The 15843-nt window shown below is 57.2% G+C and carries 9 protein-coding genes and 1 pseudogene; 2 read left to right on the top strand and 8 right to left on the bottom strand.

The window, feature by feature from the left end; genetic code table 11:
- Nucleotides 1-914 precede the first annotated feature (914 nt).
- Nucleotides 915-2123 carry a ParA family protein gene (locus KHO33_RS36450; protein WP_200567609.1) on the top strand — a complete coding sequence of 403 codons (1209 nt, stop codon included), beginning with the start codon at nucleotides 915-917 and terminating at the stop codon, nucleotides 2121-2123.
- Entirely contained in the window at nucleotides 2120-3097 is a 978-nt protein-coding gene (locus KHO33_RS36445; protein WP_234480837.1) for a ParB/RepB/Spo0J family partition protein, read from the top strand. Before KHO33_RS36450 ends, KHO33_RS36445 begins: the two co-directional genes overlap by 4 nt.
- Before the next feature lie 3840 nt (nucleotides 3098-6937).
- On the opposite strand, the gene KHO33_RS36440 is transcribed toward KHO33_RS36445, so the two are convergent.
- The 8 genes and pseudogenes from KHO33_RS36440 to KHO33_RS36405 form a co-directional block, all read right to left on the bottom strand.
- A protein-coding gene (locus KHO33_RS36440) for an IS5-like element ISRme6 family transposase (RefSeq protein ID WP_095422244.1) occupies nucleotides 6938-7755 on the bottom strand; the annotation gives its coding sequence in 2 pieces (ribosomal slippage) (nucleotides 6938-7407 and nucleotides 7407-7755; 819 coding nt in all).
- Between the two features lie 170 nt (nucleotides 7756-7925).
- The gene (locus KHO33_RS36435) at nucleotides 7926-8369 is read right to left on the bottom strand and encodes a TetR family transcriptional regulator (RefSeq protein ID WP_200567608.1); all 444 of its coding nucleotides are present in this window, start codon (nucleotides 8367-8369) and stop codon (nucleotides 7926-7928) included.
- Nucleotides 8347-10191, bottom strand: a complete 1845-nt coding sequence (locus KHO33_RS36430; RefSeq protein ID WP_200567607.1) for a tyrosine-type recombinase/integrase — start codon at nucleotides 10189-10191, stop codon at nucleotides 8347-8349. The genes KHO33_RS36435 and KHO33_RS36430 overlap by 23 nt, the downstream gene beginning before the upstream one ends.
- Nucleotides 10184-11824, bottom strand: a complete 1641-nt coding sequence (locus KHO33_RS36425; RefSeq protein WP_200567606.1) for a hypothetical protein — start codon at nucleotides 11822-11824, stop codon at nucleotides 10184-10186. Before KHO33_RS36425 ends, KHO33_RS36430 begins: the two co-directional genes overlap by 8 nt.
- Nucleotides 11821-12840, bottom strand: coding sequence for a tyrosine-type recombinase/integrase (locus KHO33_RS36420; RefSeq protein WP_200567605.1), 1020 nt, complete (start codon nucleotides 12838-12840; stop codon nucleotides 11821-11823). Before KHO33_RS36420 ends, KHO33_RS36425 begins: the two co-directional genes overlap by 4 nt.
- A gap of 137 nt (nucleotides 12841-12977) precedes the next feature.
- Entirely contained in the window at nucleotides 12978-13286 is a 309-nt protein-coding gene (locus KHO33_RS36415; protein ID WP_200567604.1) for a hypothetical protein, read from the bottom strand.
- Nucleotides 13287-13388: 102 nt separating this feature from the next.
- Nucleotides 13389-14249, bottom strand: a complete 861-nt coding sequence (locus KHO33_RS36410) for an ATP-binding protein (RefSeq protein ID WP_234480836.1) — start codon at nucleotides 14247-14249, stop codon at nucleotides 13389-13391.
- Nucleotides 14250-14277: 28 nt separating this feature from the next.
- Nucleotides 14278-15732 (bottom strand): annotated as a pseudogene (locus KHO33_RS36405) (integrase); the annotation flags it as partial.
- Nucleotides 15733-15843 lie beyond the last annotated feature (111 nt).

Here is a 15843-nt window from a genome sequence, read left to right as displayed (position 1 = left end):
TCTTAGAAATAACGAACCCACGAACATACAGAGAAAATCAAACTCCCGAAAAAACAATGAGTTAACCCGAGAAAGGTGAGTGTTTTTGTTTCAGAGGTGAGCCCTTTTGCGGGCAAAGGTGAATGAAATTCACCTACGAGAGTGAAGTGTTTACCCGCGCAGGGTGAGGCTTCCTGTTGCCGTCGGCATGATGGTGAGATGAATTGTTGAAGCCTTCCTCGAAGCCGACAATGCGTTATGTGCCGGGGGATTCCAGCGATCATCCTTAGAAGGTGGTGAGATTCTTTGTTGATGACGGTGAGTAAATTTGTGTTGGCTAGGGCAACCCACGGTCGGACCAAGAGAAAAGCATTATTGCCTCGGTGGTTAGGGAGTATCCCCGGCTGTGCCCGATCTTCCGGCGTGGTGATCAGGAGAGTCGTGGGGGGCCGCCAAGTTGTGCTCTCCAGGCCACGTGGTGAGGGATTTTGCGTAATCGTCGCCGCCGCTGATCCATGGTGAGCTGAATTGCGAGGTGGGCCAGCGAGGCGAGTAATGGTGAGAAATCTTGTGGGACGTCTTGTCGTTCCGGCTGGTTTTGATGCACAGCAAGACTAATCGCGCCCTATCCATGTTTCGGCTCGGACTCGCTCGCCTCTTGTTGTACCGTTTTCAACAAAAGTTCTCACCCACCTTGCGGACCGGGACGCCACTGGTTCAACAATTTCCCTCACCATGACATTTCAAAACGCATGGATAGAACCCTCCAATATCGACACGAGATCTTCCCACATTATGAAATAAATAGACATTTTTGGTTTCAAGATAGCCACTTAGCTCAGTTTTCTAAGAACTGAGGTTAACTTAGTGGCACTGTTTTGTATTTTTCTAGTATTCTACGCTTTGTCTCGATTTCGGACTAAACCTTAAAAACCATGTCTAAAGCAGAATTCCCGGCAATAACGCGAAGAGTGACCTTGGGTGAACTTGCGGGCTTCGCGGAGACGCTTAACACGCTCACTGAGGACTTGCGCAACAGTATCCTGACGCCAAAACCTCGAAAAGCGGCCCCATCGTTCACTACGGCGGAGGTCGCCGAGCTTTGCGGATTGGATCGCACGAAGATTCATTACCAGGCCACAAGGGACGGGAGCACGTTGCCGGCGGGTGAGGCATCGGGTACTGGTCGTAGCCGCCATTTCACACTGGCCGAGGCACGGACTTACGTGCAGCAACTTTCCGAAATATACCAGTCGCCGCTGGTCACTGGGTCGCGCGGTGCGGACGGAAAGGTCATTCTCGTGGCCAACTTCAAAGGCGGTTCGACCAAAACAACGACGTCTATGTGTCTTGCGCAAGGATTGTCGCTCCGCGGTCGGAGGGTGCTCGCCATTGATCTGGATCCGCAGGCATCACTTTCCGAGCTTTGCGGACTGTATGCAGAGAAGGAGGTTGATGAGGATTCGACGGTTTTACCGTTCATCTACGACCAGACCATCGAAGGCGGACTGTCATCATTCGTCAAGCAGACCTACTGGGACGGTTTGGATGTCATCGCAGCACACCCCTCATTGTTCAGTGCGGAGTTCTACATCCCATCGATGCTCAAGACCAAGCCCAGCTTTCAATTCTGGGCAATCCTGCGGGAAGGTCTCGCGCCGCTTCGCAGCCAATACGACTACATCATCCTCGATACGGCGCCTTCATTGTCCTACCTGACGCTCAATGCGCTGATGGCTGCCGATTCGATGGTCATGCCGCTGGTTCCGGAAAGCCTCGACTTCATCAGTTCGGTGTCGTTCTGGGGGCTGTTCTCCGACATCGCGCGTAACTTCATGGAGAAGGAGGCCAACAAGGCCTACGACTTCATTTCTGTCATCCTTTCAAAGGTCGATAACAGCCCGACTTCGTCGGCATCTGTGGTTCGTCCATGGACTCAACGGGCATACGGTGATTGGCTGTCGACAACCGAAATTCCGGCAAGCTCGGCGATGAGTAGCGGCGCGCTTGCACTGTCGACGGTGTTTGACCTGAGCAAGAAGGACGCGAGTTCGAAAACAGTCGAGCGGGTTCGCCATCCGCTCAGGGAATACTGCAAGTGGATTGACGACATGTACGTCGAACAGTGGAGGCTCGGCAAATGAACATCCGTGCTCGAATGGCCGAGCAGACCGCCAACCTGCGGGCTGCTTCAGATATCCCGAAGGACGAGGTCACTGCCTCCAAGCCAACAAACGATAAACCGAAGACCGGGCCAGGGATGGCTGCCGCCTTGGCCGCGGCCAATATTAAGATTCAGGAGTTGGAGACGCGCGGTGCGCAATCTGTGCTGCCCGTATCAGAGATAGTGCCGAATCCGTGGCAGCCTCGGAGGGTTTTCAACGAGGCGAAACTATCTGAACTTGCAGAGTCCATTCGCGAGGTCGGGCTGCTACAACCAATCGTCGTTCGCCGTGCAGAGTCTGCCTATCAGATTGTTGCGGGCGAACGGCGCTGGCGCGCACACAAACTAGTCGGACTTGAGGAAATCAAAGTCCTGGTTGTTGATTGCACGGATCAGGATATGGCCGTGCTGGCGCTGGTGGAGAACATCGGTCGGGATGACTTGGCCGACTATGAGATTTCCATCTCCATTCGCCGTACCGCAAAAGAATTTCCGAATCGCACACGCTTGGCCGAAGCAGTCGGCATGAGCCGGCGAGGGCTTTACCGATACCTCGCATTCGACGGCCTACCCGCGTTCATGACGAACGATCTCGATATCAATCCCACGCTCATTGGTGGCAATGCCGCCGATGCGATTTCGAATGTCATCAAGAAACATGGTGAGAATGCAGTCGCTGCTGCCCGCGAGCTTTGGCCGGATGTTGTATCGGGAAGTCTGGACCAAGGTAAGTATGCGCCGGCAATTGCTGCGTTGCTCGGCCGTCGTGCATCTAGCACAACGGCTCGCGAGCGTTCAATTGAGAAGTTCTTTGCGGGAAATACTCACGCCGGCAGCATTACCAAGGACGTGAACAGCTTCACCGTAAAAATCAAAACGGGCGTCCTCTCAGATACACAGGAGACCCGGATTCGTCAGGTCATCAGCGAGTTGTTTAACGGCGATCCCTCTTGAGTGAAGTCATCGCCAATGGATCTGGAGCCCGCCTCGATGCGGGTTTTTTTTCGGCTGCTTGATTCCGCATGCTATATCGCGGCCGCTTTACGCGACGGGGATTCAGCGCGCGGTTTCTTGAGTGGTCGGCCACAAATCCTGGCGTATCGGCGGCGCATGGTGGTGAACGAGAGTGTGCTACTAGGCACACTTTTCGGATGAGCCTTAACTTGCGAGGCGACCCGAATCGGCTGACCAGCCGTAAATTCGCCAGGTCCGCACGACGTTAGCCACCCCGCTCCATCAGCTGCGGGGCGACGAAAGAGTGTGCTACTAGGCACACTCTTCGGCGGAGGCCTGTTTGCGAGGTAACCCATGTCGGCCGCCCATGCGCAAATCCTCCGCAGGTGCGTTCCACAAAGCGACAGGCCCAAACATAACCCTCATATTCGGCTATGCGGCCATTCATATCTAATGCTGTAGGGGAGTAGAAACGCTCAAACTCGCTCGCCATGGATCGTTTTTTAGCCTACACATAAATGAAAGTCTTCTGGACACGAGCATGCTGCAGCGCTCTGAATCACATTGCTCGGAACTCCTTCGGCCGCAGCCTGAAGGTACAAACGTGCTGGAATGAGTGTCGGAAAACTTCGTGTAGCGACATCCGGTCAGCTCCGTAACGGCCGTCTATACCGACCAGCACCCAGTTATCGCCCAGTCAACCAGACGCAATGCCGCGCGCTGAATATCTGTCTCGGCCACCGACGGCATACATTCCGTCTGCCATTTTTGTACGGAGCGCAAAAAACGGAGCAAGAAGGGGCGCAGCGGACGCTTGGATAGAACTGCAATCGAACTCCCGGTGCCCCAATGCGACCGGATGGCTGGCACGTAGCAAGGCTCATTGGAATCATATGTTCCCTTTTGCGCGCCTCCCTCCCCCGGTCCACCGCAAGAACGGAAGATCGGTTCAGTGCCTGTGCCGTGCATTGAAATCTGAAATTTGCCGTGTATCGCGCCCGAGGCATCTTCTCGCCACAGACTTGAGACATCGGTAAGCAGTATTAACTCGCGGGTTACTTGCCATTGCTTTGTTGCAGCCTGCCCACATCCGAGATCCAAGAAGCTCTGGACTGTTTCCCATAGGCCACCTGACAATGCGTCGCACATTTTTTTTAGTTCATCGCGCTCGAGAATTATTGGGTCCATCGCAGCCTTCCATGGGTTGGCCGCCATCAAGCCTAGGTGCGTCCAGCTCCCGACCCAACGAAGGAAGCGCCTCAACTCTTTTGTGTGGGTACGCAACGATGCGCCGGGTCTATCCAATGCCAATGCGCGGCGTCGAGCGTCGAAGTCCCTCCTGCCTTCATCCCGCGTTGAGACCAGCGGCCGAACCCACATGCCGACTCTCCGATTCCTTTGGGCCGGGTTGCGACCAGCGCCGCAGTCTGGTCGACCAGTTGACGCTGACCTTCGTCAGCCGCGCGGCTCCGAGCGTCTAAGCCGAGAACGGATGAGCCATGCTTGACCTCCAGTTTGACCAAGGCGGCCAGCATGCGGCAGAGGCTTGGATCAACCCATATAGGCGTCGGATCGTCGCAGCCCTCGGTTTTTGCGAAGTAAAACCGCGCGATAGTCGGCGCCGGCGCGCGGGCAAAATGGGGCAATGCTGCGAAGTCGCTATCGACGATAGATGCGAATTCGCGAGATGGTATGAGTATGGTTCGCTAAGGCCACTACCTATCATTCGGAAGTTCCAAAAGCCGCCTGAGGCGTGCGAGTGGACGCAGCGGCGTGAAGGACTGCATGACAGCAGATCTTCCAATCGTCCACGACGTGAGGCTGATTTCCCCAAAGGGTTGAAAAGCTGATGTGAAAAGCCAAACTCAAGGAGGCATATCGTCGCGGGCCCTCATTGAACCGCGGCGATGATCCTTTCCTGAATGTTCTTCCTTGACTGTTTGTCGTGCAGGGTTGCCATCTCTCTCCGCTGGATTATGCGATGGACCCTCCAGCGGTCAATCCAAGGCTCCTCGCTTGGAGAGTCTGAGACCCTGTCAGAATTCAACAAGGCTTCGAAGACGTATGACGTCTGCTGGCCACGGGCCATCGCGGATTTCTGAAAATATTCCGAATGATGGTCCCTCTAGTCGAATGCTCGCCGGGACTCTCAGTAAGAACGGGCGACATTGAAACCCAACCGTTGAGCAACTGGGTGACCGTCATGTTCGTATCAGAAAAGATCTTGTTGAGCCTTGGATTGTAGTAACAGCCACGCGTCATGATCCGCAAATAGTCTTCGGGTTTGGATGGCCGATCAACAAAATATCTCCGTCGTTGGTTAGCCGGTTCGTGGTGGGGTACTCTGAATGCCGCGAAATGGAAAGAAGCCTCCATATGCCCCGCAATTTATGGCAGCTGTCGGATAGCGTGGAATGGAAAGAAGCCTTGATATGACCCCATTTTAAACTCATCGAGCAAGGCTGCGACGCGGCAACGTCGACACCTTCACTTCGCAGTCGGAAGAAATGAAAGCCCCAACTCGCGGTTGTCGGACGGAGTGTCTGAATTCATTCGGAGTGACGATTGCAGGTGAAATTGAGCTTCCGTGAAACATCGACCATCGAACCAGGAAACCTGGGAAAGCCTATGCTGACAGGGTAGTGCGGGTCCTCTGTGACCCTAATACTCCTAATGTTTCACGACGAAGTGCTCTGCGGGGATCTGTAGCCGGTCGAACCTCGGCTGACTTTTGGAGGGCGCACGCCAACCCGAATGACATGTAGCAAACACTACGTATTGTGTAGTGCGCCATGAGCTCAGGAAATCTCCCGCCCTAGCCGTAGAACGTATTAAATCTGTCTCTATTGCGTCATTAAATCTGTCACCTCGCGTCGGCGCCCTAAAAGTGCAACTAACCGTCATTCGCGACAAACCCCTTCCTCTGGCTTCGCCACAAACTGTTTGTCAAAAGAGGGGGCAGTCTGCCTTACCGGCGGACGGCACCGAAATGCGGCCATTACCCGTTCGACACATCCGGGGCATCGCTGCCTAGTCGTAGAAGCATTCGCTCCTGGATCGCGAGGCGGTCCTGCCGTCGCATCGCCGGCGTCGTCGAACGGACCGGGAGGCGCCCATAGCAAAAATGTGAACGACACCAGACGCAACGGAATGGCGCTTCGATCACGCTGCTGTTGATCATGAACGGACTTTGCCGGCGACACTGCGGACATCGCGTCCGGAGTCTTTGCCGATGGACCGCACAGCGATGTTCCTCCGCAAGCTGATGCAGCACACTATGGTAGCCGTGAGCCGCGCACTGCCGGCAATACCTGAAAGACGCGTGGTACCGATCGCCCGGCGTCCTGCCGAGCAACGATGTGCGCAACACGTTCACAGGTAGTCGCAGCAGTCGGCGAAGTTCGTTGAGATCGATCGCGCTTCGTAGAGGGATCACTCCTTCGAGTGGATCAGCGTCGGGGCACATCAGGCGCATCAGCACATCGCCTGACAGTGCGTTGGCGCAGGCAAATTTTCACAGCATCGAGACAAGGGATTCGCCCGGCATGAGCCAATCAGGATTGAACCTGCAGCCCGGCGGCCTCCCGGGCTGCCATTCGTCAAATGTCAGAATAGGGAAGCGCACTGCCTCGAGCGCTTCACAGCTACGCTGTTGCGAGCACGCGTCCGGTAGCATGGCGGGACTGGATATAGCCGCAGTGCTGTACGGCGTGGGTCCACAAAGCTGGCTCCGGGCAGTAACCGGGCGCATCCTTGATCTCGCTTTCCTTGAGGACAATCTCGACGGCGCGGACGAACGACTCCATCTGAACAGATTCGTACTAACAGTTAGAGGCCAGTTCAAAAAGGCTGCTCCGTACGCCTGAAGATGTTCCAGCAGACGAGGGCGCAGCCGAATTTCAAGAATGCTTCGTGAATGTCAGCTCGACGATCGAAACGTATGCGAAGACGACGGAAGTTGTGGAGCCACGAGTGAGTCCGTTCAACGACCCAGCGGAATTTTCCCAGACCACTGCCATGTTCAGTACGGCGCCTTGCGATCACCGGTTTGATGCCGCGTTCGCGCAATCGTTGACGATGCGGATCGGAATCGTAACCACGATCGGCATAGATGACTTTGGGTCTCTGAAGTGGTCGGCCGCGCGTGCCGCGGATCGGGGGAATCGCGTCGACGAGCGGCAGCAACTGGGTGACGTCGTTGCGGTTCGCGCCGGTCAGGATGGCGCTGATGGGAACGCCATTGGCGTCTACGAGGATGTGGTGCTTGGAACCGGGTCGCGAGCGATCCGTGGGGTTCGGGCCAGTTTTTCGCCCGCCCCAACGGCTCGTACCGACGAGGAATCGACGGCAGCGTATGAAAGATCGATCTGCCCGGCCTCGCGCAACTTGTCGAGCAGCAGTTCGTGTAGTCGATCCCATACTCCTGCTTTGCGCCAGTCGTTCAGTCGTCGCCAGCAGGTCGCGCCGGAGCCAAAGCCCAATACGGTCGGCAGGTAGTTCCATCGCAGACCGGTTTTCAACACGAACAGAATGCCATTCAACGCCGCCCGATCCGATACGCGCGGGCGACCAGGATGCTCTTTGCGCCGGGGCTTGGGCGGCGGCAGTAACGGTTCGATCAGTGTCCACAATTCGTCATCAATGATCGGCGCTTCCATCCCTTGGGTTCCATTGTTCAGGCATCCAAGGTTAACAGCTTGCCGAGAAAGTAAACAGCCCCCTCAGGGGTTTTTGAACTGGCCTCTTAGTTACGCGTGAGTGAGTGAATTTGCAGGGCAATTTTTAACTAACCATTTTCGCGCACCTTGCACTCCGCTAACGATGACTTTTACTCGGTCTTCCGCCCGAACGGAGCGGTCAGCACCTTGCCCTCGACTATACCTTTGAGTATCCGGATTTCCACTCTCAGCGCTTCATTCACCGATGCCAGATCAACAATTTCCTTGTTTTGGTCGGCGATCACCTCGTAGAGCCGGGTGGTCGTCGCCCGTTGTAGCTGCAATTTCTGATGCTTGTCGTCGCGCTGTGCCCGTGTGGATTTGTTGAGCAGGGCGCGGATGTGTTCAGCGAAGTCTGGATAGGTGTTATGGATCAGGGCGGGCGTCACCCCGGCTTCCTTGGCGACTGCCGCAATCGACACTTTCCTGCTGGCGCGTTGCAGACGGTTCAGGGCCAGCTGCAGCTCAGTCTGCGTTCGCCTACGATCACGCCGGCGGGGCGGTTTGACCGCTTCCGACGGGGCCGCGGCGCTAGGAGTTCGCTTCGCTGCCATTCGGCTCTTCTCCCGGCAGTTCAACGCCCAAGTCGTTGAGCACTCGTGCGGCTTCTTCAAGATCGCGCTGGACCCGCTTAACGTCGCCAGGACCCAACTTCCTGGCCTCTTCAAGCAGTTCCCTTTGGTGACGGTAGGTCTCTTGCCAGAAGGGCTTGAAATGACCGTCAATGATTCCGTTGCGACAGGTTCCGCAGCGCCCCTTTTCATAGATGCCGGAGCCGCCGCAGCCCGCATCCTGCGCCAGGCACCACGCATGACCCGTGCTGCGAATGGTGATCCGGTCCGATGTTTCCTCGATCATCGCCTTCCGGTCTGGAAAGTCTTGCGCGCGCAAGGCCATGATTTTATCGCCGGCCCCGCCGGCCAACAATTCCTCACCTTCCAACCACCCGGTGATAGTCTGGATTTTGTGCTGCCGCGTTTCCTCCAGAATTTCGTCGTAGAGGGCGGCGTCCTGGCGCGGGTTGGCAGCGTATAGCTGGGTCATGTTGATCGATGAGTGCTTGAACTGCTCCTTGAGGAACAACAGGCCGCCCAGCCGATGCCGCGCGAAGGAATAGGCATATAGCCGCCGCATCTGGTGCGGCGCCAGAGCCCAGTCCACTCCGGCGGCCTTAGCAAACGTCTGAAGTGCATCGCCCCATCCGGTACCGGACACCAGAGAAATGCCGCGAGGGCCCTTTCCAAGAAACAGCTTCCCGAGATTGGCGCGGGCCTCGGCGATCTGCTGCATGCGCCCGTGTGTCCTCTCCCCTTGATTCGCTTCCCACCCCCGCAACCGTTCGGCCAGCCCCATTCGATGTGGTTCGGACCAGCGTTCCAGGACGCGCAGAACGTCGTGGCCCATGCTCGGCATCAAAAATTCGACGACACCTTTCTTGGTCTTGTGTTCGAATGACTTGATCCAGTGAAAGGTATAACCGTTCTTGATCTCGGTACGCCCGGCACCAACTTCGATGCCAGATAACTCAGAGCTTCGCATACCGGTCAGCACTCCAAGAAGGTAGAAGCAGGCATTGCGGATTGCGGTGATCTCCGGATCCCGCCACGCAGCACGCCTGCCTGCATCTCGCTCATCCAAAATGCTGTCGGCGTTGTTCAGAATGGTTTCTGCATGAGTGAAGAAGGCTTGTGCCGCTGCAGCAGGAATCAGAGGTGTTCTGCAGTCCTTTTCGCTGGCCTTCCTTGCCTGTCCAACGCGTCCCGCCATTTCGGTGGCGGACGAATTGGGCCATGGATGGAAACGCAACCGATCAGGATGCTGATCCCGAAACGCGTAGAGTCTTTCCAGAGTGAAGAATTTACTCGCTAGCGTACCGCTCACATGGCCACGATCTGTCTGGTCTCGAACGTAATTGGTGATGTGAATCGGATGGACATCAGCGAACGACGAGACGCCCACTGATTCCAAATACCGGAGGAACACGGCGAGATTGCCCAGGAAGTTTTGCAGCCGCGCCACGCCGGGCGGGGTAGCGCCCTCGGTTCCTACCCGCCAGTATCGAAACAAGACCGCTTTACTCGCCTCTCGGAACGGTTCAGGGATACGTGACCAGTTGAGGCGCTTGCTCCCTTCAAGAGTATTTGGTGTACTCACGAACGGCCACATTTCCCATACCAAATCGCCATAACGTGAAAGCACACGCTCTTGTCCGCTATCGATGACGGCCGAGATGACGACATTGCGGCGGGTCGTCTCGTCGAGCCCGGCGACACTCAGGGGCTGCTCAATCAACACCCCATAGGCGTTGGTCAGCGCCCGCCCCGCTGCGCGCTGAAGATACGGTCCGGTGACTGCGAACCGGTGGGCTTTAGCCATGTTCGAGGTCTGTCAAATCTGGGTCGATCACGTACGATTTCCAGAAGATATGCGGATCGACGCGTGCGCGCTCTTTGGCGGTTTGCACCAGCGCCAAATCAAAACTGTCCGCAGTGAATGAGTCAATCAGGCGCATCGTGTGATGAAATTGCGTGCGCCAGTCGCTGCTTCGGGCGCGATATTTTTCCCGCTCCAGAAACCAGTAGAAGCTGAAGAGCCGATGCAGGTCGTCCGGGGTACCGACGATGGCATAGCTGCGACAGGAGAAGCAGGTAAAGAAGTCGTCGCAGGGAGTGCCGTCGCACGGGGCCTTGTCGCCGTAATACGGATCTTTGCACCCACCCACGCGCGTCGCGGTGATCGGCACGATGCGGATTACCTTACCGTTATCATCGCCGTGCTCGCCGTTGCGGTAGATCTCGGGGAGCGCCTCCCCGACGAAGGTTGCATCCTCGCGCATCGAGTTCGTGCAGGCGAGGTAATGATTGTCCGCAACCTGCGGTGTGTGACCCATCAGCGCAGCAGTGACGATGAGGTCGCCGCCACTGAGTTGCCAGAGGCGGTCTTCCATGGTTTTGCGTAGACGCGATGGATTGATCTGCAGGGGCGCGCCGTCGTCTGCCTTGAGTTGATGTCGATCGATCAAGGCCTGGATGCCGAGACAAAGTGCGGATCCGCTCAACCTTGTGAGTTCGCGCGAATTGCTGCCAACTCCCGTTCTGATATAGAGCCAGACGAAATCTTTGAGGTCGTCGCGCGCAGCATCGGCGAGAGGCTGGGTCATCGCCAATACCTTCCGTACGAGTCCGACGCCGTCCATGGCGACCGCCAAGGGGCGGTCTTCCTCTTTGGAGAAGCGCAGGCTCCTGATCTGGGTTGCATTTCCGCGCCGCTTGAAGGTCTCCAGCAGCATCATGTTAGGTATAAACGGATGCGGTTTTAGGCAATTCCGCTTCATTTCCAGAAGCGGAGTGGTATTGGCACCGGTGCGCACAGCAATTGCCAGCAGGTACACAATCAGCGCCGCCGAAGCAGTGCCGTTGAACTGTTGCTTGTGAATGGCGATGATGTCGTCGCGCAATGCGGCGGCCATCCGGGCGCGCTCGCTGGTCGAGAGCGGTGTCGCTCCCTTTTGTCGCGCATTGCTGTGCGGGAATGGATTGGCGGGGAACAGCTCCGTGCAGCCCGGCACCACGTCGCGACGCTGGAGACCGTTGAGCACGGCCTTGGTTCTCGTATAAAAGCTCCTTTGCGAGGTGTAGGCCCAGTCCGTGTGGTCGCTAAGCCATGCGATGAATGCAGCGATATGCTTTCGCTCCAACGTCCCCGGCTGACATGGCACCCCGGCCATGATCAGGAAGTTAAAGAAATGGACCAAGCCATGGACCCAGTAGCCACGCACCGTCGCCGGGGTGGCGCCGCCGCCCGCGAGGAATGCCCGCAGCTGCGTGGTGCATGCCCATACCCAGGCGTCGATGCCGCGGCCAAGGTAGGCAGACAGGTCGAGTGTGCGTTGTGACGTGGCATTGCCCTTGGCCGGAAGTATGACGGTGGCACCGCCCTGCTCCACGCCAACGGGGGCGATCGATACTCGAAGAGGAGCCGCGGCGTGGCTTTTGCGACTTGTTTTCACGGTTCCGCATCTGCAAACAGTTGATCAATCTCATCCTCGTGGGCGAGCACGAGGTGGCCTTCCAGCGAGTTGATCATATGAAGGTAGATCGCCGTGGTCGTGACGTCCGAATGACCCATCCGGTCGCGCACATACAAGAGAGGCTCTCCTTCGAAGGTCCTGCTCTTGCGCAGGCTCCAAAGCAAAAACGTGGCATAGGAGTGTCGCAACATGTGTGCAGTTACATGGAATCCTACTCGCCTCGAAAGTGCTGCGAAAATAGCGGTCAAGGCTGCTTTGGTGTAAGGCGTGCCGTGCTCGGTGAGAAACAGGGTGGGAAATTTTTCTCCATTGCAATGATTCCTCTCGCGCATCCGACGGTGTCGAACACTGTAGGTGTCCAGTTCCTCCATCAGTTCATAGGGCATGTCGATGCTGCGAGGCTTGTTGTTCTTGATCTCCATGTCGCGCGGGTCAAGATTCAATCGAATTTTTTGGTTCGAGCGGAGATCCTTCCGGCGACTGGGGTCGAAGACATACCCTGGCTTCTCCGGCCAGGTCCGACATTCAATCTGGCGCAAGCCCGAACGAAGCATCAGGGAGAACATGAGCCGATGGGTAAGGTTCGGTAGGGCCTCATAGCAAACCTTCAGCTGTTCCCTGGTCAGGATTCTGATGGACTGCACTTGCTGTTTCAGCAGGATGCTTGGCGACTTCACCTTGCCGCTTGTGGCGTCGACATGCGCCAGAAAACCCGGCTGCCGACGGGTATGGATCGAGACCAACTCGAAGGGCAGGCGATCAATGTGGCCCCTCTTCTCCGCCCATTGATAAAAGCGGACAATGACACGCAGTCGATTGTTGATGGTCGTATTCGCAAGCCCGACCGTGCCCTTCGACCAGTCCCGATATGCTTCAAGTGCACTCGGCATGCCGGCCGGGCCGCGTTGCACCCAGTCCAGACCGTTGGCAAAAATAAAAGCAAAGAAGTCGTACAGCGCCCGGCCATACGAATCCCATGACTTCGGACTGCTCACTCGGCCATTCGATGTTATCAAGTCCCAGAGAAATGACTGTGCGGGTTCCATTGGCTGGCCGCCCGTGTTGAGCAGCAGCGGAAAGCCCTTCCAGACTCGTCCTGCAACGACTAATTTCTCGTTTGCGAGGACGTATCTCACAGCACCTGCCGAAGTTTCGTGATGGCCTGCCTGAAATCCAGGGCAAGTAAATGCATGGCAAGATCGATACCGCCGCCACCACCTCGCTGGAGCCGTGTATCGAACCATTTTTGGCCAGTGGTTAGCAGCTCAAATTCGCGGTCCCCCACCCGTAAGTGCCAGCGGTGCGTATGACTGTCGCGTATCGGAATGAAGCTCGCGTCCGCTTTGACGTAATCGACCAGAAGCGGAAGCAACGCCTCGCAGCCTATAGATCGATACCTTTCCAGTTCAACGGCGTCGACTCGCCCTCGCGTGAATCCCATTCTTCGCCTCCGTCTCGCCGAAAAACCAAACGCCGCTACTCGTCTGTAAAACAGACTTTGCTACTCAACAACAAGAGGGTGCGCCTCTGGGATCAGCATATATCAAACGTGACTTTTGTCACTAACATATTTAAGTATCCTGATCATCGGCAGGTCGAGGTTGCCAGGTAAGCTCGCCTTGTGATGTGCAGCCTCGAACGTCTGCCATAACTGGCGGGCGTCGCTCACCAGGCGATAGCCGGCGTCAAACGCCTCGGGTACGTAAAAGCGTGTGAAGCTCCAGGGAGTGCCCTCCGGATAGGCCGTCTGATCGTAACCATTCAGGCATGTGGCGACGTCCTGGGCATTGCGGATACCGTAGAACGCGAGCTCGTCGACCATGAGGCGAGCAACGATCTGCGTCTTGCCTGCGAGCTGCAAGGCGGTCTTCTGCGCGAGCAGTTTCTCCTGCCCGACGAGAAACGTGAAGAGCTTGATCTGCTGGCGGTCAAGCACGTCATGCACGTCTCGCAGCCACTCGTATTCATTTTCATTGAACCTCTGGGCCTCGTCGAGGAACATGAGCACGGCATTGCTTCCTGAGCGCGCGGCTGCCTCGCGAATACGCAATGACAGGCGCGAACGTTTGGCCGAACTGGTGCCGGCGTTGGGTGCGTGATCGCCTACCGCCTCCAGCAGTGTCGCGAAGAAGGGGCCCTCTGCATGCCGCGGCTTGTGTTCGCACTGCGCATGATAGGTGGTTATCTTCGGGTACTGACGTGCGAGGAGCAGCCGAACGTATTCAATGGCCCGTGTTTTACCAACCCGCGACGGCCCATAGATGAGCGCGCCCATGATGCGGTAGCGCAGGCAGCGCGTGACGAGCTCATAGAATACCTCGATCGCCGGGGTGGCAAGACGATAGTTGCCGGTGACGAGTGGGTGCAGCGATGGATCGACCGGACGCGGGATCTTAAGCGACATGACACACCTCGCAGCTTGAACAGCGGAGTTAAAACACCTGACCGGTACCGATCGAGAGCTTTCGCGGCCGAACCACCATGCGTGGCTTAAGTTCATTGACCGTGGTCGCTTGCGGATCCATGCCTGATGCTGTGCCCGCTGTGACGGTATCTGTCCCGGGAGGGCGGGGCGGACCGACGGGAGTGCGACGAACAGTCGGTGCCGATCCGAGCAGGCGCGTCGCATGAGCGAGCTCCGTCGCAGCTTTGCGCGTTCTCTTCGCCTGCCTCATCTTCTCGTCGACGTAGGCTTCAATCGGGTCGAGACCGAGGTTAGCGTTGCCTCGCCGCCTGCCCGGTTGCCTGAGAATCTGCTGACGCAGTTTGAGGTTGTGTGGTACCACACGCCACGCGCCTTGCGCCTCGAGTACGCCGAGCTCCATGCCGTCGGACAGGAAGGCGCGCACGGAGCGCAGGTCGTCGGCGTTCATGTAGATCAGCAGATGCTGACCGATGAGGTGTGCACTTGTCGCGAGGACATGGTTTGTGTAGCGCACGCCAAACAGATTGATGTGCGGACGCACGCCCTGTTGAAGGTAGGCGCGTACGCGGCACTGTCGTGCCGACTGCATCAGGCAGAGCGTCCGACGCTGGTGTTCTGCCAGCCAGACGAGCATCGTTTCCCTGCCCCGCACGAAGTACTGCATCGCTTCCAGCGGAGTCGCGTTGTTGAGTCCCCGGTGCGGTGTGCCGTTGTAACCTGAGATGGCGTACTCAACGAGTTCCACCAGTTCATCGAGGGAGACGTAGAGACGCAGATCGCCTTTCGGATCCGAGAGCGCCCGGCGAAGGTCACGTATATGAGAACCGGTGTATCCCGGCAATCGTGAAGACAGCCGACTGGCAATCGTGCCGAAGAACCGTTCGATGTAGGGCCGCTCGTCCGGACTGTGTTTCGGTCCGGCATCAGCGAGGCAGCCGACGAATTCGCACAACGCCGTCATCGTTTCGTCGGCGAGGTTGGCCTTCGCGTTGTCGAGCCTGATCCACTCCCAGGTCACGTAGCCCAGTTCAGGCATCTTCCCTGACGGAAAGCCGTCGTGCGGTCCATACGTGAGGCCAGGTATTGTGAACGTTCGCGGGCAGTGAGGCGTCAGTGCATTCTCGATAGTCTTGATGACGTCGTAGCGGCCATATTCCCTCGCTAATGCAATATGAAATCCGATCACGGCACGCGTGCAAACGTCGATAATCACCAGCAGCCGCACTCTTTCCATCTCGAATTCATGCGCGAAACCTAGCGGGTCGCGCACGACCACCTTGAGACGGACGTCCAGTCGGTGACCGTCGAACTCGACGACCTGATATGGCCGGACCGCTGCGGGAGCACCAGTGTCGTCAACGCGCGGCAGGCCTTTGAGATGCGTGGCGCCCGTGGAGCGTGCAGCCGAGCCGAAGTTTTGCAGCATCTCGGCCTTCACCCGTCGCGAAAGCGAACGGATCGCGAGAGCGCGCCATTCCGGGGGCTGGAGCTTCTATGCCGCCTCCTGTAGCGTCGCGGCCTCTTCGTCTCTCATTCCGGCAAACCAGCGACCGAAGGTTTTCCGCAGATCGTC

It is taken from the genome of Paraburkholderia nemoris (assembly GCF_905221015.1).
Lineage (GTDB): Bacteria > Pseudomonadota > Gammaproteobacteria > Burkholderiales > Burkholderiaceae > Paraburkholderia > Paraburkholderia nemoris.
Note: the sequence above shows the minus strand (reverse complement) of the source record. Positions and strands in the feature narration are given on the sequence as shown.

Bases quoted from the DNA above. Each gene is read 5' to 3' on its own strand.
- KHO33_RS36450 (WP_200567609.1), top strand. From the start codon at position 915: ATGTCTAAAGCAGAATTCCCGGCAATAACGCGAAGAGTGACCTTGGGT.
- KHO33_RS36445 (WP_234480837.1), top strand. From the start codon at position 2,120: ATGAACATCCGTGCTCGAATGGCCGAGCAGACCGCCAACCTGCGGGCT.
- KHO33_RS36435 (WP_200567608.1), bottom strand. From the start codon at position 8,369: ATGGCAGCGAAGCGAACTCCTAGCGCCGCGGCCCCGTCGGAAGCGGTC.
- KHO33_RS36430 (WP_200567607.1), bottom strand. From the start codon at position 10,191: ATGGCTAAAGCCCACCGGTTCGCAGTCACCGGACCGTATCTTCAGCGC.
- KHO33_RS36415 (WP_200567604.1), bottom strand. From the start codon at position 13,286: ATGGGATTCACGCGAGGGCGAGTCGACGCCGTTGAACTGGAAAGGTAT.
- KHO33_RS36410 (WP_234480836.1), bottom strand. From the start codon at position 14,249: ATGTCGCTTAAGATCCCGCGTCCGGTCGATCCATCGCTGCACCCACTC.